Here is a 20,434-nt window from a genome sequence, read left to right as displayed (position 1 = left end):
AAGGTAATATTGAATTAATAATTATGTAGAGACAAACCTTAATTTCTAATTTAGAGATTCAATAGGATCTTTTTTACTTATCCGATTACAAACTTACTCCAATCGAAAACGAAATAGTCTTAAAATTTTATTAAATTTTTGAGGCATTTTCAAAATAGCTTAAAAATGATTGGTGCACTATCAAAGAGTAAAAAAACGGTTATTTAGGATGACAATTTGACATTTTTGAAGATTTGGCAGTACTTTTGTAATTCAAAAAACAGATAAAAATGAAGTTTAAAAATATTTTTAAAAATACAAATACTATGACTACTGAAAAAACAGAAATCGATCAAGAAATAGAAGGAACACCAGTGGAAACACAGGTAAATGAAGAACAAGCGAGTGTCGAAGAATTACCTGTTGAAGAGCAATTAGCCTTAGATTTAGCGGCAGAAAAAGATAAATTTTTACGTTTATTTGCTGAATTTGAAAATTACAAAAGAAGAACTTCTAAAGAGCGTGTAGAGCTTTTCAAAACAGCTAATCAAGAAGTGTTGTTAGCAATGCTTCCTGTTTTGGATGACTTTGACAGAGCTTTGGTTGAAATCAGTAAGTCAGGCGATGAGTCTTTGGTAAAAGGAGTAGAATTAATTCACGAGAAATTAAAATCGACTCTAGTTGGTAAAGGATTAGAAGAAGTTGAAGTGAAAGCCGGCGATGCATTTGATGCTGATTTTGCTGAAGCGATTACACAAATCCCTGCACCTTCTGACAAAATGAAAGGTAAAATTGTAGATGTTTTAGAAAAAGGATACAAATTAGGAGATAAAATTATCCGTTTCCCAAAAGTAGTTATTGGTAATTAAACCAAGTAGTACAATCATGAAAAAAGATTTTTACGAAGTATTAGGTATTTCAAAAAGTGCCGATGCTGCTGAAATAAAAAAAGCCTATAGAAAGGCGGCAATTAAATACCATCCTGACAAAAATCCAGGGGATAAGGAAGCAGAAGAAAACTTCAAATTAGCTGCTGAAGCGTATGAAGTGTTGAGCGATCCTCAGAAAAAAGCCAAGTACGATCAATACGGACATCAAGCATTTGATGGTGCGGGAGGTTTCGGAGGAGGTCACGGCGGAATGAATATGGAGGATATTTTCAGTCAGTTTGGTGATATTTTTGGCGGCGGATTCGGTGGCGGATTCGGCGGTAGAAGCAGTGGACCTCGTCGTGCTAAAGGAAGTAATTTACGTATCAAGGTCAAATTGACTTTGGAAGAAATTGCCAATGGTGTAGAGAAAAAAGTAAAAGTAAAGCGTAAAATTCAAGCGCCAGGAGTAACATACAAAACCTGTTCTACTTGTAATGGTCAAGGACAAGTAATGCGTGTGACTAATACTATTTTAGGAAGAATGCAGTCCGCTTCGACTTGTCCAACTTGTGGTGGTTCTGGACAAATTTTGGATAAAAAACCAGCCAATGCGGATTCGCAAGGAATGATTCAAGAAGATGAAACAGTAGCAATCAAAATTCCTGCTGGAGTAGTGGATGGAATGCAACTGAAAGTCTCTAACAAAGGGAATGACGCACCAGGAAATAGTATTCCGGGAGATTTGATTGTAGCTATCGAAGAAATCGAACATGAGTTCTTGAAACGTGAAGGTGAAAATTTACATTACGATTTATACATTAGTTTTTCAGAAGCTGTTTTAGGAATTTCAAAAGATATTGAAGCAGTAAACGGAAAAGTGAGAATTAAGCTCGAAGAAGGAATCCAATCTGGTAAAATTCTTCGTTTAAAAGGAAAAGGAATTCCAAGTTTAAATGGATATGGCAATGGCGATTTGTTAGTTCATGTTAATGTTTGGACTCCAAAAACTTTGAATAAAGAACAAAGACAATTCTTTGAGAAAAACCTTGGAGATGAGAACTTTGCTCCAAATCCAGAAAAATCAGATAAGTCATTTTTTGAAAAAGTAAAAGATATGTTTTCTTAATTTTTTAACGAGTGAATAAAAAAATATTTTCCCATCCTTGTTTCATATAAGGGTGGGTTTTTTTATGTAACAAAACCAAGTAATTAGGGACTAATTCTTTACTTTTACACACCCAAAGTTCAAAAGTGACTAAAAACCAAATTCAGTATGAGTAGTTTACTTGAAGTTAATAAAATAATAAAGCGATACGGCGATTACGTCGCGCTAAACGAAGTTTCTTTATCGGTACCTAAAGGCAGTATTTACGGTCTGTTAGGACCAAATGGAGCAGGGAAGACCTCGCTAATTCGCATCATTAACCAAATTACCTTACCCGATTCTGGTGAAATTATTTTGGATGGCGAAAAATTACAACCCAAACACGTACAGTACATTGGTTATCTACCTGAAGAAAGAGGGTTGTACAAAAGCATGAAAGTAGGGGAACAATGTTTGTATTTGGCACAAATGAAAGGGTTGACCAAAGCCGAAGCTAAAAAACAATTGGAGTATTGGTTTGACCGATTGGGAATTCAAGGTTGGTGGAATAAAAAAATCCAAGAACTTTCGAAAGGAATGGCGCAAAAAATCCAATTTGTAGTTTGTGTGTTGCACCAGCCGAAATTGTTGATTTTTGATGAACCATTTTCAGGTTTTGATCCTGTGAATGCCAATGTAATTAAAGAAGAAATTTTAGCGTTAAAAGAACAAGGTTCGACCATTATTTTTTCGACACATCGAATGGAAAGTGTGGAAGAATTATGTGATAATATTGCATTGATTCACCAATCCAATAAACTGATTGAAGGAAAATTAGATGAGGTGAAAAAACAATACAGAACGAATAGTTTTGAAGTAGGTATTTTGTCTGACAATGTAGAAGGTTTGATGTATGATATTACTCAAAAATTCACTTTGGCACCTGCCCAATTTAAATCGTTGAATAATGAATTGAAATTAGAAGTTCAGCTTGGAAATGCAAGTCCAAATGAGTTGTTGCATATTCTAACACAACGCGGACAAGTAACTCATTTCGTTGAGAAAATACCGAGTGTAAATGATATTTTTATTCAAACCGTAACCAGTAAATAAAAGTTAAATGAGCATCATTTCATTAATTATTAAAAGAGAGTTCATTGCCAAAGTGCGCAATAAATCCTTTATTGTAATGACTTTTCTAAGTCCGTTATTATTTGTAGGTATCGCTTTATTTGTAGGTTATTTGAGTTCCATGAAAGCAGACACCAAACAAATTGCAATTCATGATGAATCAGGTCGGTTTGTTAATGAGTTTCTAGCCAAAAACAAAACTTCGGAAGAATACAACTACCTTGATTTAACGTCGGTTGCTATAGACACTCTTAAAAAGAGTATTGTAGACGAAACCTACGAAGGTGTTTTGTTTATTCCAAAGACAAAAGACAATGCGGCTTTAGAAAACCAAATTCAGTTTATTTCGAACGAAAGTCCAAGTATTTCGTTTATTGAAAAAACACAAGAAGTTATTGCTAAAAAAATGACCTTGACTAATTTAGAAGCAGCGCATTTGGACACTTTAGCCATTCATCAGGCAGAAGCTAAAGTTACGATTAATTTGAAGAAAGCTTCTGGAGAACAAAGTTTGAAAGGCTTGAATGAAATTAAAATTGCCATTGGCGGCGCTTTTGGTTATTTGATTATGATGTTTATTATCATTTATGGTAATATGGTGATGCGTTCTGTGATTGAGGAAAAAACCAACCGAATTATCGAAATCATTATTTCATCGGTTAAACCATTTCAATTAATGATGGGAAAAATCATTGGAACTTCCTTGGCGGGAATTTTGCAATTCTTTATTTGGGCAATCATAGGATTGAGTTTGATGTTTTCAGCTTCTCTATTTTTTGGAGCACCAATAGGAGCAACTAATCAAATTCCACCCGAAATGGTACAATCAGCGCAACATGAATTTGCTAACACAGCTCAATTGTATATTGCTGAAATTTGGAATTTACCTATTGCTACTATTATAATTAGTTTTGTAATCTATTTTATTGGTGGCTACTTTTTGTATAGTTCTTTTTACGCATCCATTGGTGCAGCGGTAGATAATGAAACCGATTCGCAACAATTTTTATTACCCATTATTATGCCTTTGGTATTAGGGGTTTACATTGGATTTTTTACCGTAGTGAACGACCCACATGGAACCGTAGCTACTGTTTTTTCAATGGTGCCGCTCACTTCGCCAATTGTGATGTTGATGCGCATTCCGTTTGGCGTACCTTTGTGGCAAATTGCACTTTCAATTACTATATTATTTGCTACTTTCTTTTTAGTGGTTTGGTTTGCATCTAAAATTTACCGTGTAGGAATTTTGATGTATGGAAAAAAACCAACATGGAAAGAATTGTATCGATGGTTGCAGTATTAATGCGTATGAGTTTAAAAGATTATTTGTTTAAAATTTTAACCAAATAACCAAATCAACAAATAACCGGTTCAAAAATGAGTAAAATATTAATCATAGAAGACGAAGCCGCTATCCGAAGAGTTTTAGTAAAAATTCTTTCGGAAGAGAATACGACTTATGTTGTGGAGGAAGCTGAAGACGGTGCTGCGGGTTATGAAAAGATAAAAAATACCGATTACGATTTGGTTTTGTGCGATATCAAAATGCCAAAAATGGATGGTGTCGAATTACTCGAAGCGGTCAAAAAAATAAAACCTGAAATTCCGATGGTCATGATTTCGGGTCATGGCGATATGGAAACTGCAATAAATACGATGCGTTTGGGGGCTTTTGATTACATTTCAAAACCGCCTGACTTGAACCGCTTATTGAATACTGTTCGAAATGCGTTGGACAAAAAACAATTGGTAGTCGAAAATAAAATTCTGAAGAAAAAAGTCAGTAAGAACTACGAAATGATTGGCGAAAGCGAGGCAATTAACCATATCAAATTACTGATTGAAAAAGTAGCACCAACTGAAGCCCGTGTTTTGATTACAGGTCCTAACGGAACCGGAAAAGAATTAGTAGCCCATCAATTGCATGAAAAAAGTGAACGCGCTAATTTCCCTTTGGTAGAAGTGAATTGTGCCGCTATTCCATCAGAATTAATTGAAAGCGAATTATTTGGTCACGTTAAAGGCGCTTTTACTTCGGCGGTGAAAGACCGTGCGGGTAAGTTTGAAGCGGCTGATAAAGGAACGATTTTCTTAGATGAAATTGGCGATATGAGTCTTTCGGCTCAAGCCAAAGTATTGCGCGCTTTGCAAGAAAATATGATTACACGAGTGGGTGCCGACAAAGATATCAAAGTCGATGTGCGTGTGGTAGCGGCAACGAATAAAGATCTGAAAAAAGAAATTGCTGAAGGGCGTTTTCGCGAAGATTTGTACCATCGTTTGGCAGTCATCTTAATCAAAGTGCCGGCTTTAAATGATAGAAGAGAAGATATTCCGGTTTTGATTGCTCATTTTGCTGAAAAAATTGCTTCCGAGCAAGGAACTGCGGTTAAGACGTTTTCAAAAGCGGCTATTCAGTTATTGCAAGAATATGATTGGACAGGAAATATTAGGGAATTACGTAATGTAGTAGAGCGTTTGATTATTCTAGGAGGAAGTGAAATTTCCGAGAATGATGTGACACTTTTTGCGAGTAAATAGAATTAAAGCGATACAATGAAATTAAAAAAAATAAATGAAGCTCTTCAAAACGCTTTAATTGAAAAGGGGTTGACCGAAGCCAATGCATTGCAACAAGAAACATTTTCTACCATAAAAAGTGGAGCCGATTGTTTGATTGTAGCGCCAAAGAATAGTGGTAAAACGACTACGATTGTCCTAAATGTGATTCAGCAATTGGTAGGTAAACAAGAAGAGTCACCACGTGCGTTAATTTTTGTAGAAGATAAAGAGAAGGTGCTAGAAATGGAGTCGTTATTTGAGGAGTTCGGTAAATATACTCCTTTAGAGGTGTATGGAGTTCACGACAAAGGCGATATGGACTATGATAAAAATTATATTTCTACAGGGATTGATGTTTTGATTGGTACACCTACAAAATTGAATGATATGTTTTCTTCGGCGGGATTTAATGTAAACCGGTTGAAACTATTTATTTTAGATGATACTGATGCTATTTTGAAATTGCGCCATGATACCAAAGTGATGCGAATTTCAGATAGTATTGCTAAAACACAACGACTTATTTTTACAGATGATTATACTGAAAGAGTTGCTGTTTTGGCTGATAAAATGTTAGTGGAACCGTATGAATTTGATTTTGAAGACTACGAAGAGGAAGAAGAATGAAAAATAGAAAATAATTATGGGATTAATGAAAGTGTTTTCTGGGAGTGAAGTGTTAGCGATGGCCTTGCAGGAAAAATTAGAAGAGGCAGAAGTGGCTACTATGAAGAAAGACAATATTCAATCGGCGCGATTGGGAGGTTTTGGTAATGCTGATTTAGCGGTGGAATTGTTTATTCAAGAAACCGATTTTGCCAAAGCCAATCCTGTGATTGAGGAATTCAGAATGAGTATTTAATTTCGAAACGGAAGTACAATGAAATATAAAATGCTGGTTTTGGATATGGACGACACCTTGTTGACCGATGACCATACCATTTCTGAAGAAAATAAAAAAATGTTAGCTCAAGCCAAAGATTTAGGAGTATATGTTGTTTTGGCTTCTGGCCGACCAACGCCTGCCATGACCGCTTATGCCAAAGAATTGCAATTGGATGATTCGTATATGATATCCTATAACGGGGCTGTGATTACAGATTTGTCCAATGATGAAATTATCTTTGAGCAAACCTTAACCCAAGAACAAATTCATGCTTTGTACGATTATAGTGTACAGCACAAAACCCATATTATCACTTATGTGAATAATCAAATTGTGAGTGAAACGGACTCGCAATACATTGATATTGAAAAAAATATTACAGGTTTGGCACACAATAAAGTCCCTGATTTTAAAGCCGAAGTACAATCTTCAGCCATTAAATGTATTTTGCTGGAAGATCCTGAGTATTTGAAAAATGTGGAAACCCATTTGAAACAGGCTATGCCTCATTTGAGTGTGTGTATGTCCAAACCTTTCTTTTTGGAAGTAGCACAAAACGGAATTGATAAAGCGGCTAGTATTCGGTTTTTAGCTGAGAAATTGAATATTTATCAACAAGAAATTATTGCTGTTGGCAATGCTGGAAACGATTTAACCATGGTGGAATATGCCGGTTTAGGCGTTTGGGTAGATAATGTAACACCTGAATTGCGTGATCGTGCCGATGTTATTGTGGCTTCGAATAACGATCATGGAGTGGCTGAGGTGGTGAGACGGTTTATTTTGGGGTAGGTATGTTGAGAAAATATCTAATTAGTTATAAATAAATTAATAATCGATTTAAATTTCACTAAAGGAATTGAATAAAAATATTCATCAAAAATTATATGGTCTTGACCATTTAAGAGCTTTTGCAATTTTATATGTTTTTCTTTTTCATTATTTTATATTAAGTGAAGGTCAGCCGCAATGGCTACCTGATATTGCAAAATTTGGTTGGACTGGAGTAGATTTATTCTTTGTGTTGAGTGGATTTTTAATTTCATCACAACTTTTTTTTCAAATAAAGCAAGGACAAAATATTTCTTTAAAGCAATTTTTTTTAAAGCGTTTTTTTAGAATTATACCTGTTTACTTGGTTTCACTTGGACTTTATTTTGGTTTCCCATTTTTTCGTGAAAAAGAAAGTTTGCCTCCATTATGGAAATTTTTAACTTTCACACAAAATTTAGGATTAAATTTAAAAGATTTTGGAACATTTTCTCATGCGTGGTCTCTTTGTGTAGAAGAACACTTTTATTTAATTCTACCGTTAATTTTGATTTTATTTCAATTAATAAAATGTTTTAAAGAATCATATTGGTTATTAATTGCATTATTTTTATTTGGTTTTGGGATTAGAATTTATAGTTTTAATCAATTATATCTACCAAAAATTATAGATGATAACAGTTGGTTATATTGGTACAAATTTATTTACTATCCAACTTATAATCGTTTAGATGGACTTTTAGTTGGAGTTTTGATTGCAGGAATTTATTGGTTTAAGCCTTTGATTTGGAGCAAAATATCTAAATTTGGAAATTTATTTATTCTTTTAGGGTTGATAGTTTTGACTGGAGCCTATTTTTTGTGTTATGACCAAATGACTTTTTACGCTTCTGTTTTTGGTTTTCCATTAGTTGCAATTGGTTATGGATTTATTGTTGTTGGAGCAGTATGCCCAACAAGTTTTTTATACAAATGGAATTCTAAATTGACGACATTTATTGCAACTCTTTCTTTTGCTATTTATTTGACACATAAAGGTGTAATTCATATGACACATGAATTATTGAATCATTTTGGGATTGATAGTACTATAATGCTTTTATTATCTTTAGTGATATGTATGAGCTTTGCCTACTTACTACACCTTGTAATTGAAAAACCTTTTATGAAATTAAGAAACCTAATAATTGAACCTAATAAAAAATCAGTTAAATAGGTTTGTTTCAAAATTAAAGACGGTTTTATATGTTGTTTTTTGTACGTATTTTTGTCCCGCGAAAGGGATAGCAGCGGCATCCTTTTGTGAAGCGATTGCGAAGCAAAAGATACAGCGAATAGCCCGACCACAGGCTGGGATAAATGGGTTTTGCCAATTGGATAATCTGCCTGGGGTTTCGCCCAAAAAATCAAAAGAATGTCAGAAAGAAAAAAAGTAGCTTTTTATACGCTAGGTTGTAAACTGAATTTTTCGGAAACTTCGACTATTGCACGTAATTTACAAGACGAAGGTTTTGACCGTGTGGATTTTGAAGAAGTGGCAGATATGTATGTAATTAATACCTGTTCTGTGACGGAGAATGCTGATAAGCAGTTCAAGCAAGTGGTGCGAAAAGCGATGAAGTTGAACGACAAGGCTTTTGTAGCTGCTGTGGGTTGTTATGCACAGTTGAAACCAGAAGAATTAGCTGCTGTAGATGGAGTGGATTTGGTACTTGGGGCAACAGAAAAATTTAAATTAGCCGATTATGTAAACGATTTGTCTAAAAATGATTTTGGCGAAGTACATTCGTGCGAGATTGCCGAAGCGGATTTTTATGTGGGCAGTTACTCTACAGGCGACCGAACTCGTGCTTTCTTGAAAGTACAAGACGGTTGCGATTACAAATGTACCTATTGCACGATTCCTTTGGCAAGAGGAATTTCGCGAAGCGATGCCTTAGAAAATGTATTGAAAAATGCCAAAGAAATTTCGGAACAAAACATCAAGGAAATTGTGTTGACCGGAGTGAATATTGGTGATTATGGCAAAGGCGAATTTGGGAATAAAAAACACGAACATACTTTTTTGGATTTGGTGCAGGCTTTGGATCAAGTGGAAGGGATTGAAAGAGTTCGAATTTCGTCGATTGAGCCTAATTTATTGAAGAATGAAACGATTGACTTTGTGTCTAAAAGCAACACTTTTGTGCCTCATTTTCATATTCCATTGCAATCGGGAAGTAATGACATTTTAAAGTTGATGAAACGCCGATATTTGCGTGAAGTTTATATTGATAGGGTTACTCAAATCAAGGAAGTGATGCCTCATGCTTGTATTGGGGTGGATGTAATTGTGGGATTTCCAGGAGAAACTGACGAACATTTCTTAGAAACCTATCATTTCTTGAACGAGTTGCCTATTTCGTATTTACATGTGTTTACCTATTCCGAGCGTGATAATACCGAAGCGGCGGAAATGGGAGGTATTGTTCCTGCCAATGTACGTGCCAAACGTAGTAAGATGCTCCGCGGATTATCTGTTAAGAAACGTCGTGCTTTCTACGAAAGCCAGTTGGGAACAGAAAGAACCGTTTTGTTTGAATTAGAAAATAAAGAAGGTTATATTCATGGCTTTACTGAAAATTATGTCAAAGTAAAAGCGCCTTGGAATCCTGAATTGGCCAATACATTACGCAAAATTCAGTTGACACAGATTGACGAAGACGGAAGCGTTCGTGTTCAATTTGTGGAAGTCTTAGCTTAATTATAACTAAAAGGCAACTGCCTTACAAAACCTTCAACCTATTTTGAAATTAGCTACCTATACCAAAGAGTTCTCTTATAATATTAAATTGGCTTATCCTGTTATTTTGGGAATGTTAGGCCATACCTTGATTGGAATAGTAGATAATTTTATGGTGGGCAATTTAGGTTCTACTGAATTGGCTGCGGTTTCGTTAGGCAACAGTTTTATCTTTATTGCCTTATCTTTGGGAATAGGTTTTTCTACTGCTATTACGCCCTTAATTTCTGAAGCGGATGCTGAAAAAGACGATAAAAAAATTAGAACTACTTTTCATCATGGCTTGTTATTGTGTACGGTTTTGGGAGTTGCTTTATTTAGTGTAACGGTTTTGTCTAAACCCATCATGTACTTGATGCACCAACCTAAAATTGTGGCAGATATGGCAGCTCCGTATATTGACTGGGTGGCTTTTTCATTGATTCCAGTGATTATGTACCAAGGTTACAAGCAATTTGCTGACGGGTTATCTCAAACTAAATATTCAATGTATGCCATTTTTATGGCGAATGTGGTTCATGTTTTTTTTAATTATGTTTTGATATATGGTTTCTGGATTTTTCCAAAATTAGGTGTTTTGGGAGCGGCTTTAGGGACTGTTATTTCGCGAATTATGATGGTAGTTTTTCTTCATTTGTTGTTGAGACATAATCAGAAATTTAGAAAATACTTTAAGAACTTTAGTTTTAGAGAAATTAAAAAGTCAATGCTGCGAAAAATCATCGATTTAGGTTTGCCTTCGGCTATGCAAATGTTGTTTGAAGTGACTTTGTTTACGGCGGCTATTTGGCTTTCGGGTTCATTGGGAAAAAATAATCAAGCGGCGAACCAAATTGCATTGACTTTAGCGTCTTCTACTTTTATGGTGGCTATGGGATTGAGCGTTACAGCCATGATTCGGGTGAGTCATAGTAAAGGAGTGGCTGATTTTAAAAATCTAGTTATTGTAGCTCGTTCTATCTTTTTATTAGCCATTATCTTAGAAACGATATTCGGAATCTTATTTGTGGTTTTTCATAATTATTTACCGCATTTGTTTTTAAACATGAGTGATTCAGTTCAATATTTAGATAATCAAGAAATTATAAGCATTACAGCACAGTTACTTTTAGTAGCGGCAGTATTCCAATTGTCAGACGGTATTCAAGTAGTGGTTTTAGGCGCATTACGTGGATTGCAAGATGTGAAAATTCCCATGTATATTACTTTTGTTGCCTATTGGTTGATTGGGTTTCCAATCTCATTTTATTTAGGCCGTTACACCGAGTTGAAAGCGGTGGGCATTTGGATAGGACTTTTGGCGGGATTGTCAGTGGCGGCTTTATTTTTGTATATTCGCTTTGCTAAACTTACTAAGAAAATGATTTTCGAAGTAAATAAGTAATAGCATACTATTTTTAAGTACATTAGTACATGAAACTAACCCCCTAAATCTATAAATATGATAGCATTTGTTGTTTTTGGAAGTATATTAATATTTCTAAGTTTTTCATTGAAAAACAGTTTGAATCCTCTTTCAAGATTTACCCACATTTTTAAAATAGCAGGATTTGCACTTCTTGTTGTAGGTGCATTATCGTCAATGTTTAAGCAAATTGATGCAGGAAATGTTGGTGTAAAGTCATTGTATGGAAATGTAGAACCAGATGTTTTAGAAAGTGGATTGCATATTATTAACCCACTTTTGGATGTTACTGATTTTGATATCCAAACTCAAAATTACACCATGTCAGCCATTCATGACGAAGGGTCGAAAGAAGGTGACGATGCTATTCGAGTGTTGTCTAATGATGGATTGGAAGTAGTAATTGATCTGACAGTTTTGTATCGAATTTCGCCCGAGTTGGCACCAAAAATTTTTAAGGAAATCGGAGTGAATTATGCAGACAAAATAGTTCGTCCTGTTACTAGAACTCGTATTCGTGACAACGCTGTTTATTATGATGCGGTGGCTTTGTATTCTACCAAACGAAATGAATTCCAACAACGTATTTTTAAGTCTATTGAGACCGATTTTAAAGAAAGGGGGTTGATCTTGGAACAGTTATTAATTCGAAATATCAATCTTCCTGCTTCTGTAAAAACTACTATTGAAAGTAAAATCAATGCCGAACAAGATGCGCAAAAAATGACGTTCATTTTGCAAAAAGAAAAACAAGAAGCAGAGCGTAAGCGAGTAGAAGCACAAGGTATTGCAGATTATCAACGAATTATTTCAACGGGTTTATCAGACAAACAATTGCAATACGAACAAATTAAAGCTCAGAAAGAATTAGCGGCTTCGCCAAATACCAAAATCATTTTCATGAATGGTAAAAGCAGTGCACCTGTAATTCTTTCGGATAAATAATCAATTAACGTTTAAACACATACAATGGAATTACCAAAATTTTTATTAGGCGACAATACCGATTTTCCAGAAGATATTTTTATCATCCATTTAGATTACCCTCGTTTCATCATTAATTTGAAAGACGATGAGGTGGAGTTCATGGAAGAAGCGGAAGACTTAGATGAAGCCGAATTGAATGCAGAAATGGAAGCCTTAATTGTAGCTGCCAATGAATTTTATGATCGAGAAATTGGTCGATACGAAGAATAAACTATTTAGTAAAATACTTTTCTAACAATAAAGTGGCGGCTGCAAAGGGTGAAATTTCATCATTTTGCACCGCTTTTTTTGTGGATTCAAGCAATTGTTGAATTCCTGTGCTGCTATAAAAATTAGATTTCAGTTGGTCATTAATCGTCTCTAACATCCAAAATTGATTTTGTTCTTTGCGCTTTTCAAAGAAATAGGAATTGGATTGCGTTAGGTTTAAAAATTCAGTTATAGTGTTCCAAACTTCAGGAATGCCTTCAGAGGTAAGAGCGCTACAAGTAGTTGTTTTAGGAGTCCAACCCGATTTTTTGGCTGGAAATAAATGCAAGGCACGATTGAATTCGACTTTAGCAAATTGAGCATTTTTGATATTGTCTCCGTCAGCTTTGTTGATTACAATAGCATCTGCCATTTCCATTATACCTCTCTTAATACCTTGAAGTTCATCGCCAGCACCAGCTATTTTTAAAAGTAAAAAGAAATCGACCATACTATGAACCGCAGTTTCACTTTGTCCAACACCAACTGTTTCAATGATAATAGTATCAAATCCAGCTGCTTCGCAAAGTGTGATTGTTTCACGAGTTTTTCGAGCGACTCCTCCTAATGTTTCACCCGAGGCTGATGGACGAATAAAAGCGTTAAGATCTTTGACTAATTCTTCCATTCGAGTTTTGTCTCCCAAAATACTCCCGTGACTTATCGTACTACTTGGATCTACGGCCAAAACGGCTACTTTTTTTCCAAGGCTTGTCAAGTGTTTTCCAAAGGCTTCAATGAAGGTGCTTTTTCCCACACCCGGAACGCCAGTGATACCAATTCGCACCGATTTATTGGCAAAGGGTAAACAACTATTGATGATGGTATTGGCTTTTGCCAAATGAATTGGATTAGTACTTTCGACCAAGGTAATAGCACGACTTAAAGCGGTTATGTTCCCAGCTAGAATTCCTTCAACGAGTTCCTCGGCTGAAGGCTGTACTTTTCGAGAGTGTTGGATATATTCCACAGACTGACTACTGATGCTTTCGGGTTGCGAAATGCCAGCTTTTTCTTGTAATGCCGAAGAATGTGCTTTTTTAGAAGTCAAGTCAAAAGGATTTGAATAGTAAAAATACTAAAATATACTTGTACCTACTTTACAACGGTAGATTTATTTTAGCATATTGCAACAGCATAATAGTTTTAGCATCTGTAATTTCACCAGAAGCGATCATTTGGTAGGCTTTGTCAAATGAATATTCAAGAACTTCAATATGTTCGTGTTCTTCTTCGAGTCCGCCACCGTTAGAAATTTTCATTTTAGGACTGTATTCGCCAATGAAGAAATGGAGTATTTCGGTTACAGCACCAGGCGACATATAGGATTGAAATATTTTTTTGACAGTTGAAAGTCTGTATCCTGTTTCTTCTTCTGTTTCTCTAATAATGCAGTCTATTGGATTGTCTTCGTCGAGCATTCCTGCACAAGCTTCTATTAACATTCCAGTAGTATTGTTGTTTAAATAGGTTGGTAGCCGAAATTGACGGGTTAAAATAACGGTTTTTTGTGAGGTGTTATATAATAAAATTACGGCTCCATTGCCACGATCATACACTTCACGGGTTTGTGTTTCAGAATCCTCTGTGGATTTTTTGAAATCAAAAGTTACTTTGTTAAGTATATAATGATTGTTTGATAGTAGTTCTGTTTTTTGAATGGTTATTGTTGGATTTTGCATTTGAATCATGGTTTTGGGTTTCTTGGTTTGAGGGCTAGGTTTTTAAAAGTCGTTCCCCAATTGTTATTGTTCATATTATTTGGAAGTCCATCTCGGGTCATTAATGCATCTTGATCGGACTCGTCTTTTTTCCATACCCAAGCACAAACCGAAATTCCCTTGTCGTAAATTAAGTTTAAAAACGGATCGGGATTCATTAAAACGCCCGCATTCATTGGTGCTGTTTCTCCAAAAATGATTGGTAAATTATATTGATTCAATGTGTTTAGGCGGTTGTTTATATTGTTAGGTGAATCTAATAGCCATTTTTCGTAGGCGTGAATGTCAAATAAAATATTGGATTTACCCACTAAAAATTCGTTGCCTTTATTGAGTAATACACTTTCATCTTGTCCTTGTTCAGCACAGGGAATTATTACGATGTTTTTATTGCCTGTTGCTCGAATTATTGCAGTTAATTCGTTCATGTTTTGTAACCAAATAGCATCTGTATAACCATCTGCTCTATCGTATCTGTAAGGTTCGTTCCAAACCTCAATCCATACATCATTTTGATCTTTGAATTGAATAGCCCATGAACGAAGCTTAGCTTTATACTCTTCCAACCAAGATGTAGTTGCAGGCGATTTTCCAGTAAATAGAGTAGAAGGGTTTCCATCCCAACCAAATGCGCAAATCCAACTTATTTTATTTTGTTTTCTATTTTCATCAACTATATTTTGTAGCGAATAAATGTATTTTCCATTGCTATCTTGTATCGGATTTCCTGTCAGAGGTGTTTCTTTGATGTTGCCAATAAACTCTCGAGCAATATCAAGATTCCAAGAATTCATATTGGAACTACCAGCGCCAAATACATGAAAGGTATTAGCGCCAATCAATTGAATGTTTTTTGAGTTGTACGTAAGTTTAGAATTTATTATTTGGTAACCAGAATTAGTATTGATATTACTTTCTTCTTTTTGGCAGGAGCCAAAAAAGAAAAGTAGAACAAACAATTTGAAAATTAAGTTTCGATATTTCATGGAAAATCAATTAAAAAGTAAATGTATGCTTTTTATAAAAAAAACGCTCTGAATTTTCAGAGCGTTTTTAACTATTTATTTCAATATCGTTTGTTTTCTATCTGGTCCAACAGAAACAATTTTAATTGGTACTTCTACTTCTTTTTCAATGAACTCGATGTACTCTTTTAATTCTTTTGGTAATTCATCGTAAGTAGTCATACCTGTTAAATCGGCTTCCCATCCTTTGAATTCTTTATAGATAGGCGTTACGTTTTCTTCTTCAATGTTGTAAGGGAAATGACTGATTTTTTGTCCTTTGTAGTTGTACTCAGTACAAACTTTAAGCGTTTTAAATCCAGAAAGCACATCGCCTTTCATCATCATCAATTGGGTCACTCCGTTAACTTGAATTGCATATTTTAAAGCGACTAAGTCCAGCCATCCACAACGTCTTTGTCTTCCAGTTACCGATCCAAATTCATTTCCAATTTTAGCCATTGTAGCACCGTCTTCGTCAAAAAGTTCGGTTGGGAAAGGGCCACTTCCTACACGAGTTACATAGGCTTTAAAAATTCCGTACACTTCTTTGATTTTGTTAGGAGCAATTCCTAAACCAGTACAAGCACCTGCTGCTGTAGTATTAGATGAAGTTACAAATGGATAGGTTCCAAAGTCAACATCCAACAGCGAACCTTGAGCTCCTTCGCACAAGATTGATTTTCCGGCTTTTTGTGCTTGGTGTAAATATTCTTCACTATCGATGAAGTCTAATTTTTTCAATTCTTCAATAGCTTCAAAGAATTCTTTTTCCATTTCGGCTAAGTTGTATTGAATAGCTACATCGTAGAATTTGATCATTTCTTCGTGTTTGTCAGCCAAAGCACGGTAACGATCTTTGAAATCAGCTAATTCAATATCTCCCACACGAATACCGTTTCTACCGGTTTTGTCCATATACGTTGGTCCAATACCTTTCAAAGTAGAACCAATTTTGGCTTTCCCTTTTGCAGTTTCTGAAGCCGCGTCTAACAAACGGTGTGTTGGTAAGATTAAATGTGCTTTTCTAGAAATAATCAATTTGCTTTTGATATCAATATTGAATTTTTCTAAACCTTCAATTTCTTTTTGAAAAACTACAGGATCAATTACTACTCCATTTCCAATGATGTTCACGGCTGTTTTATGGAAAATCCCAGAAGGAATTGTTCTCAGAACGTGTTTAATTCCGTCAAATTCTAAGGTATGTCCTGCATTGGGTCCCCCTTGAAAACGAGCAATAATGTCGTACTTAGAGGTTAATACATCGACGATTTTTCCTTTTCCCTCATCTCCCCATTGTAGTCCTAATAGTAAATCTATGGTCATTCTGTGTGTTATTTGTGTTGTTTATATTTTTTAGAATTATGGCTAATTCTAATTAGTTGTTTTTTTATTTCCGTATAAATACAGTGAGTGGTTGGTAATCTCAATGTCAAAAATTTCTTCGATGGTTTTTTTGATGGTTTGAATTCGTGGATCGCAAAATTCGATTACTTCTCCTGTATCCGTCATAATAATATGATCGTGTTGTTTGTCAAAATACGATTTTTCGTAATGAGCTTGGTTTTGTCCAAATTGGTGTTTACGAACCAAGGCACAATCCAAAAGCAGTTCAATCGTATTGTACAAAGTGGCTCTGCTGACACGATAGTTTTTGTTTTTCATTTTGATGTAAAGGTTTTCTATGTCAAAATGTTCTTCACTATCGTAAATTTCCTGAAGAATAGCATAACGCTCTGGAGTTTTGCGATGCCCTTTATTTTCAAGATATAGTGTAAATACGTTTTTTACAATCTCTTGATTTTTATTGTTGTCTGTGGAAATAAGTGTCATATCCTGCAAAGATAATTTTTTTTGTTTAATCTCTAAAGTTCCGTTGATAAGTTTGTCTTTTGTTGAAAAATCAATTACGAAGTATATACTCGACTCACTTTTTCAATACCTTCTATTTTTTTAATGTTGTTGATTAATTTTTTCAAAATGGTGTTGTTTTGTACTACTACGGTGACTTGTCCTTCAAAAATTCCAGCTTCTGTGCTCAATGAAATACTTTGAATATTCACATGCATATTGTTTGAAATGACTTTGGTCAATTGATTAGTTAATCCTAGCGAATCCATCCCAGTGATCTTAATAATGGCTTTAAATTCTTCTTGGCTAGAATCAATCCATTTGGCAGCCATGATTCGGTAAGCGTAATTGGATTGTAAACCAATGGCATTAGGGCAATCGCTTTTGTGTACTTTTATACCTTCATTTACGGTTATGAAACCAAACACATCATCTCCAGGAATTGGGCTGCAACAAGGAGAAAATTTATAGTCTAATTTGTCGTGTTCTTTTCCAAAAACCAACATATCATAATTTGCATTGATGATAGGTTTGTTGATTTCTTCGTCTGGTGTGGTTGTGTTACGTTTGATTTTATTTTTGAAGAAACTGATAAATGTATTGCTTTTTTGCGCAGCATAATCTTTAAGTTGTTGGTTTTCAATCGCTCCAATACCAACGCGGTAAAATAAATCCAAACTAGTTTTAAGTTTGAAAAAATTGACCAACTCGTTAACGGTTTTCTCGTTTAAAGTTATTTTTAAGTGTTTTAGTTTCCGACTTAATAATTCTTTTCCTTCTTCTCCTATTTTTTTGGTGTCTTCATTAAGAACATTTTTTATTTTAGTTTTGGCTCGTGCTGTAGTTACAAAATCTAACCAATGTGTTGTTGGTTTCTGGTTAGGAGAAGTAATCACTTCAATTTGATCCCCACTTTTTAATTCGTAGTTAAGCGGAACCAATTTCCCATTAACCCGAGTTCCGCGGGTGCGAATTCCAATTTCAGAGTGAATTCCAAATGCAAAATCGAGAGAAGTAGCTCCTTTGGGTAAGGATTTAATGTCTCCTTTTGGCGTAAACACAAAAATTTCTTTGGAATACAAATTCATTTTGAAATCTTCTACAAAGTCAACCGCATTGGTTTCGGCATTTTCCAAAGCTTCACGCAATAAGTTCAGCCAAACATCTAAGCCGCTTTCTTCGGTAGCTCCGTTTTTATACTTGTAATGGGCAGCGTAGCCTTTTTCAGCAATTTCGTCCATGCGTTCACTTCGAACTTGAATTTCTACCCAGCGTCCTTTAGGCCCCATTACGGTAATGTGGAGAGCTTCATAGCCGGTTGATTTTGGAGATGAAATCCAATCTCGCAAGCGGCTCGGACTTGGGCGGTAATGGTCGGTTACAATGGAATAGATTTTCCAGGCTAAAAATTTCTCGTCGTGCGGATTTGATTTATACACAATTCGCAAAGCAAATTTGTCATAGACTTCGTCGAAACTAACGCCTTGTGCCTTCATTTTTCTACGAATCGAATAAATCGATTTGGGGCGTCCCTTGATGGTGTATTCAATTCCTTCTTCGTCTAATGACTTTTTTAGAATGTCTGAAATGTCTTTGATGTAAGCGTCTTGTTCTTCCTTAGTTTCTTTAATTTTGCTTAATATGTCTTTGTATATAGCAGGTTCGGTGTATTTTAACCCTAAATCTTCCAGCTTGGTTTTGATGTTATACAAGCCTAATCGATGGGCGAGAGGGGCATAAATATATAAGGTTTCTGAGGCAATTTTAGTTTGTTTGTCTTCTCGCATGGATTCCATAGTTTGCATATTGTGCAAACGGTCTGCGAGTTTGATTAAAATCACTCGAACATCATCGTTGAGTGTTAGAATCATTTTTCTAAAATTTTCAGCTTGTATAGAAGCGTTTAAATCTTTTTGAACCAACGAAATTTTGGTCAATCCTTCGACCATTTGTGCTACTTTCGGATTGAAAAGGCGTTCAATATCCTCAACAGTAATTGGCGTGTCTTCTACTACATCATGCAATAAGGCAGCGGCAATCGAAGTAGCGCCCAAACCAATTTCAGATGCCACAATTTTAGCCACAGCAATGGGGTGAAAAATATAGGCTTCGCCTGATTTTCTTCTTTGATCTTTGTGTGCATCAACGGCAACGTCAAAAGCTTTACGAATCAATTTCTTGTCACTATCAGTTAGCGTTTGGTAGCTAATTCGAAGTAACTCCTTGTATTCTTGGGCAATGGCCTTGTTTTCTTTTTCGATATCTATTTCAGTCATGGTAGGCGGGGTTCAATTTCTAAAAATAGAAAAAACCGAGCAATTACACAAGTGAATTAAGAGAATATTTTTGATTGATAATTTAAAAACCTCGTTGTCTTTTGGCTTCAAAAATTAAAATAGCTGCAGCAACAGAGACGTTCATAGAATCAATTTCGCCTTGCATTGGAATAATAATGTTTTGTGTAGCAGCATTGCGCCATTCTTGGGTTAAACCAGTAGCTTCGGTTCCAACAACTAACGCGGTGGGTGTGGTGTAATTTTCTAAATGGTATCCATTAGAATTTTGTAGGGTTGCACAATAAAAACTAATGTTTTTTTCTTTTAAAAAAGTAATGATTTCAGCAGTAGTTCCAGTGGCGATTTGATTGGTAAACAAACACCCTACACTGGAACGGACAATATTAGGATTGTACAAATCGCTTTTGGGATTGGCAATAATAACTGCATCTAAATTTGCGGCGTCAGCGGTGCGCAATAAAGCCCCGATGTTTCCTGGTTTTTCAGGAGCTTCAGCGACTAAAATTAATGGGTTTTCGGATAATTGTAAATCAGATAACAAGGTTGATTTGGTTTTGGCTACAGCCAAAATCCCTTCGGTTGTATCTCGATAGGCTAATTTTTGAAAGACCTCTTTGTTGATTTCTATTAATTCGGCATTTTGAGCCAATTGATATGCTTCTTTTTCAGTGCAAATTTCAGGTAAAAAAAGGACTGTTTCGATTTGGTATCCCCCTTTAATCGCAATACTGATTTCGCGTTGTCCTTCAATTAAAAAAGTACCTGTTTGCTTGCGTGCTTTTGCTTTTTCCTGCAATAGCACTAATGATTTGATAAATGGATTTTGTACGGAGCTAATTTGCTTCAT

Annotated in this window: 20 protein-coding genes; 13 read left to right on the top strand and 7 right to left on the bottom strand. The window is 35.3% G+C overall.

The genetic code is table 11. The annotated features are described in order from the left end of the window. The first annotated feature begins 269 nt into the window (after positions 1 to 269). The 13 genes from MG292_RS11260 (at position 270) to MG292_RS11200 (ending at position 12,672) form a co-directional block, all read left to right on the top strand. On the top strand, positions 270 to 848 hold the full coding sequence (locus tag MG292_RS11260; RefSeq protein ID WP_264532629.1) for a nucleotide exchange factor GrpE: 579 nt from the start codon (positions 270 to 272) through the stop codon (positions 846 to 848). A gap of 16 nt (positions 849 to 864) precedes the next feature. Then, positions 865 to 1,977: a molecular chaperone DnaJ gene (gene dnaJ / locus MG292_RS11255; RefSeq protein WP_264532630.1), complete on the top strand. Its 1,113-nt coding sequence runs from the start codon at positions 865 to 867 to the stop codon at positions 1,975 to 1,977. Between the two features lie 147 nt (positions 1,978 to 2,124). Beyond that, positions 2,125 to 3,048: an ABC transporter ATP-binding protein gene (locus MG292_RS11250; protein ID WP_264532631.1), complete on the top strand. Its 924-nt coding sequence runs from the start codon at positions 2,125 to 2,127 to the stop codon at positions 3,046 to 3,048. Positions 3,049 to 3,055: 7 nt separating this feature from the next. Next, positions 3,056 to 4,372 carry an ABC transporter permease gene (locus MG292_RS11245; RefSeq protein ID WP_264532632.1) on the top strand — a complete coding sequence of 439 codons (1,317 nt, stop codon included), beginning with the start codon at positions 3,056 to 3,058 and terminating at the stop codon, positions 4,370 to 4,372. A 74-nt stretch (positions 4,373 to 4,446) separates the two neighbouring features. Next, a complete protein-coding gene (locus MG292_RS11240) occupies positions 4,447 to 5,610 on the top strand; it encodes a sigma-54-dependent transcriptional regulator (protein WP_264532633.1) in 1,164 nt (387 codons plus the stop codon). A gap of 15 nt (positions 5,611 to 5,625) precedes the next feature. Then, complete coding sequence (locus MG292_RS11235; protein ID WP_264532634.1) at positions 5,626 to 6,258, top strand: DEAD/DEAH box helicase; 633 nt, start codon at positions 5,626 to 5,628, stop codon at positions 6,256 to 6,258. A gap of 16 nt (positions 6,259 to 6,274) precedes the next feature. Beyond that, positions 6,275 to 6,493, top strand: a complete 219-nt coding sequence (locus MG292_RS11230; protein ID WP_264532635.1) for a DUF2007 domain-containing protein — start codon at positions 6,275 to 6,277, stop codon at positions 6,491 to 6,493. A gap of 18 nt (positions 6,494 to 6,511) precedes the next feature. Next, positions 6,512 to 7,309: a Cof-type HAD-IIB family hydrolase gene (locus tag MG292_RS11225; RefSeq protein ID WP_264532636.1), complete on the top strand. Its 798-nt coding sequence runs from the start codon at positions 6,512 to 6,514 to the stop codon at positions 7,307 to 7,309. 67 nt (positions 7,310 to 7,376) lie between these two features. Further along, on the top strand, positions 7,377 to 8,504 hold the full coding sequence (locus MG292_RS11220) for an acyltransferase family protein (RefSeq protein ID WP_264532637.1): 1,128 nt from the start codon (positions 7,377 to 7,379) through the stop codon (positions 8,502 to 8,504). Positions 8,505 to 8,702: 198 nt separating this feature from the next. Beyond that, positions 8,703 to 10,031 carry a tRNA (N(6)-L-threonylcarbamoyladenosine(37)-C(2))-methylthiotransferase MtaB gene (mtaB, locus tag MG292_RS11215; protein WP_264532638.1) on the top strand — a complete coding sequence of 443 codons (1,329 nt, stop codon included), beginning with the start codon at positions 8,703 to 8,705 and terminating at the stop codon, positions 10,029 to 10,031. Positions 10,032 to 10,074: 43 nt separating this feature from the next. Continuing rightward, positions 10,075 to 11,454, top strand: coding sequence for an MATE family efflux transporter (locus MG292_RS11210; protein WP_264532639.1), 1,380 nt, complete (start codon positions 10,075 to 10,077; stop codon positions 11,452 to 11,454). 57 nt (positions 11,455 to 11,511) lie between these two features. Next, positions 11,512 to 12,420 (top strand): prohibitin family protein, encoded by a 909-nt coding sequence (locus MG292_RS11205; RefSeq protein ID WP_264532640.1) that lies wholly within the window; start codon positions 11,512 to 11,514, stop codon positions 12,418 to 12,420. Positions 12,421 to 12,444: 24 nt separating this feature from the next. After that, positions 12,445 to 12,672, top strand: a complete 228-nt coding sequence (locus tag MG292_RS11200) for a hypothetical protein (protein ID WP_264532641.1) — start codon at positions 12,445 to 12,447, stop codon at positions 12,670 to 12,672. 1 nt (position 12,673) lies between these two features. Here the strand turns inward: MG292_RS11200 and meaB are convergent, their stop codons facing one another. From meaB to MG292_RS11165, 7 genes are all read right to left on the bottom strand, one after another. Further along, on the bottom strand, positions 12,674 to 13,762 hold the full coding sequence (gene meaB / locus MG292_RS11195; RefSeq protein ID WP_264532642.1) for a methylmalonyl Co-A mutase-associated GTPase MeaB: 1,089 nt from the start codon (positions 13,760 to 13,762) through the stop codon (positions 12,674 to 12,676). A gap of 49 nt (positions 13,763 to 13,811) precedes the next feature. Beyond that, on the bottom strand, positions 13,812 to 14,393 hold the full coding sequence (locus MG292_RS11190; RefSeq protein WP_264534584.1) for an NUDIX domain-containing protein: 582 nt from the start codon (positions 14,391 to 14,393) through the stop codon (positions 13,812 to 13,814). A 5-nt stretch (positions 14,394 to 14,398) separates the two neighbouring features. Beyond that, on the bottom strand, positions 14,399 to 15,418 hold the full coding sequence (locus MG292_RS11185; protein WP_264532643.1) for a glycoside hydrolase family 5 protein: 1,020 nt from the start codon (positions 15,416 to 15,418) through the stop codon (positions 14,399 to 14,401). Between the two features lie 75 nt (positions 15,419 to 15,493). Continuing rightward, complete coding sequence (locus MG292_RS11180; protein ID WP_264532644.1) at positions 15,494 to 16,765, bottom strand: adenylosuccinate synthase; 1,272 nt, start codon at positions 16,763 to 16,765, stop codon at positions 15,494 to 15,496. 48 nt (positions 16,766 to 16,813) lie between these two features. Beyond that, the gene (locus tag MG292_RS11175; RefSeq protein ID WP_264532645.1) at positions 16,814 to 17,272 is read right to left on the bottom strand and encodes a Fur family transcriptional regulator; all 459 of its coding nucleotides are present in this window, start codon (positions 17,270 to 17,272) and stop codon (positions 16,814 to 16,816) included. A 74-nt stretch (positions 17,273 to 17,346) separates the two neighbouring features. Further along, entirely contained in the window at positions 17,347 to 19,566 is a 2,220-nt protein-coding gene (locus MG292_RS11170) for a RelA/SpoT family protein (protein WP_264532646.1), read from the bottom strand. 82 nt (positions 19,567 to 19,648) lie between these two features. Further along, positions 19,649 to 20,434: a TrmH family RNA methyltransferase gene (locus tag MG292_RS11165; RefSeq protein ID WP_264532647.1), complete on the bottom strand. Its 786-nt coding sequence runs from the start codon at positions 20,432 to 20,434 to the stop codon at positions 19,649 to 19,651.

Source organism: Flavobacterium keumense (assembly GCF_029866485.1).
Taxonomy (GTDB): Bacteria; Bacteroidota; Bacteroidia; order Flavobacteriales; family Flavobacteriaceae; genus Flavobacterium; species Flavobacterium keumense.
This window is presented reverse-complemented; position numbering and strand designations above follow the sequence as displayed.

What these genes read in the sequence shown, in the direction of transcription:
- MG292_RS11175 (WP_264532645.1), bottom strand. Translation starts at nt 17,272, where the DNA reads ATGACACTTATTTCCACAGACAACAATAAAAATCAAGAGATTGTAAAA.
- MG292_RS11200 (WP_264532641.1), top strand. Translation starts at nt 12,445, where the DNA reads ATGGAATTACCAAAATTTTTATTAGGCGACAATACCGATTTTCCAGAA.
- MG292_RS11260 (WP_264532629.1), top strand. Translation starts at nt 270, where the DNA reads ATGAAGTTTAAAAATATTTTTAAAAATACAAATACTATGACTACTGAA.
- MG292_RS11225 (WP_264532636.1), top strand. Translation starts at nt 6,512, where the DNA reads ATGAAATATAAAATGCTGGTTTTGGATATGGACGACACCTTGTTGACC.
- mtaB (WP_264532638.1), top strand. Translation starts at nt 8,703, where the DNA reads ATGTCAGAAAGAAAAAAAGTAGCTTTTTATACGCTAGGTTGTAAACTG.
- MG292_RS11170 (WP_264532646.1), bottom strand. Translation starts at nt 19,566, where the DNA reads ATGACTGAAATAGATATCGAAAAAGAAAACAAGGCCATTGCCCAAGAA.
- MG292_RS11185 (WP_264532643.1), bottom strand. Translation starts at nt 15,418, where the DNA reads ATGAAATATCGAAACTTAATTTTCAAATTGTTTGTTCTACTTTTCTTT.
- MG292_RS11165 (WP_264532647.1), bottom strand. Translation starts at nt 20,434, where the DNA reads ATGAAGCAAATTAGCTCCGTACAAAATCCATTTATCAAATCATTAGTG.
- MG292_RS11240 (WP_264532633.1), top strand. Translation starts at nt 4,447, where the DNA reads ATGAGTAAAATATTAATCATAGAAGACGAAGCCGCTATCCGAAGAGTT.
- MG292_RS11250 (WP_264532631.1), top strand. Translation starts at nt 2,125, where the DNA reads ATGAGTAGTTTACTTGAAGTTAATAAAATAATAAAGCGATACGGCGAT.
- MG292_RS11245 (WP_264532632.1), top strand. Translation starts at nt 3,056, where the DNA reads ATGAGCATCATTTCATTAATTATTAAAAGAGAGTTCATTGCCAAAGTG.
- dnaJ (WP_264532630.1), top strand. Translation starts at nt 865, where the DNA reads ATGAAAAAAGATTTTTACGAAGTATTAGGTATTTCAAAAAGTGCCGAT.
- MG292_RS11180 (WP_264532644.1), bottom strand. Translation starts at nt 16,765, where the DNA reads ATGACCATAGATTTACTATTAGGACTACAATGGGGAGATGAGGGAAAA.
- MG292_RS11230 (WP_264532635.1), top strand. Translation starts at nt 6,275, where the DNA reads ATGGGATTAATGAAAGTGTTTTCTGGGAGTGAAGTGTTAGCGATGGCC.
- MG292_RS11190 (WP_264534584.1), bottom strand. Translation starts at nt 14,393, where the DNA reads ATGCAAAATCCAACAATAACCATTCAAAAAACAGAACTACTATCAAAC.
- MG292_RS11235 (WP_264532634.1), top strand. Translation starts at nt 5,626, where the DNA reads ATGAAATTAAAAAAAATAAATGAAGCTCTTCAAAACGCTTTAATTGAA.
- MG292_RS11205 (WP_264532640.1), top strand. Translation starts at nt 11,512, where the DNA reads ATGATAGCATTTGTTGTTTTTGGAAGTATATTAATATTTCTAAGTTTT.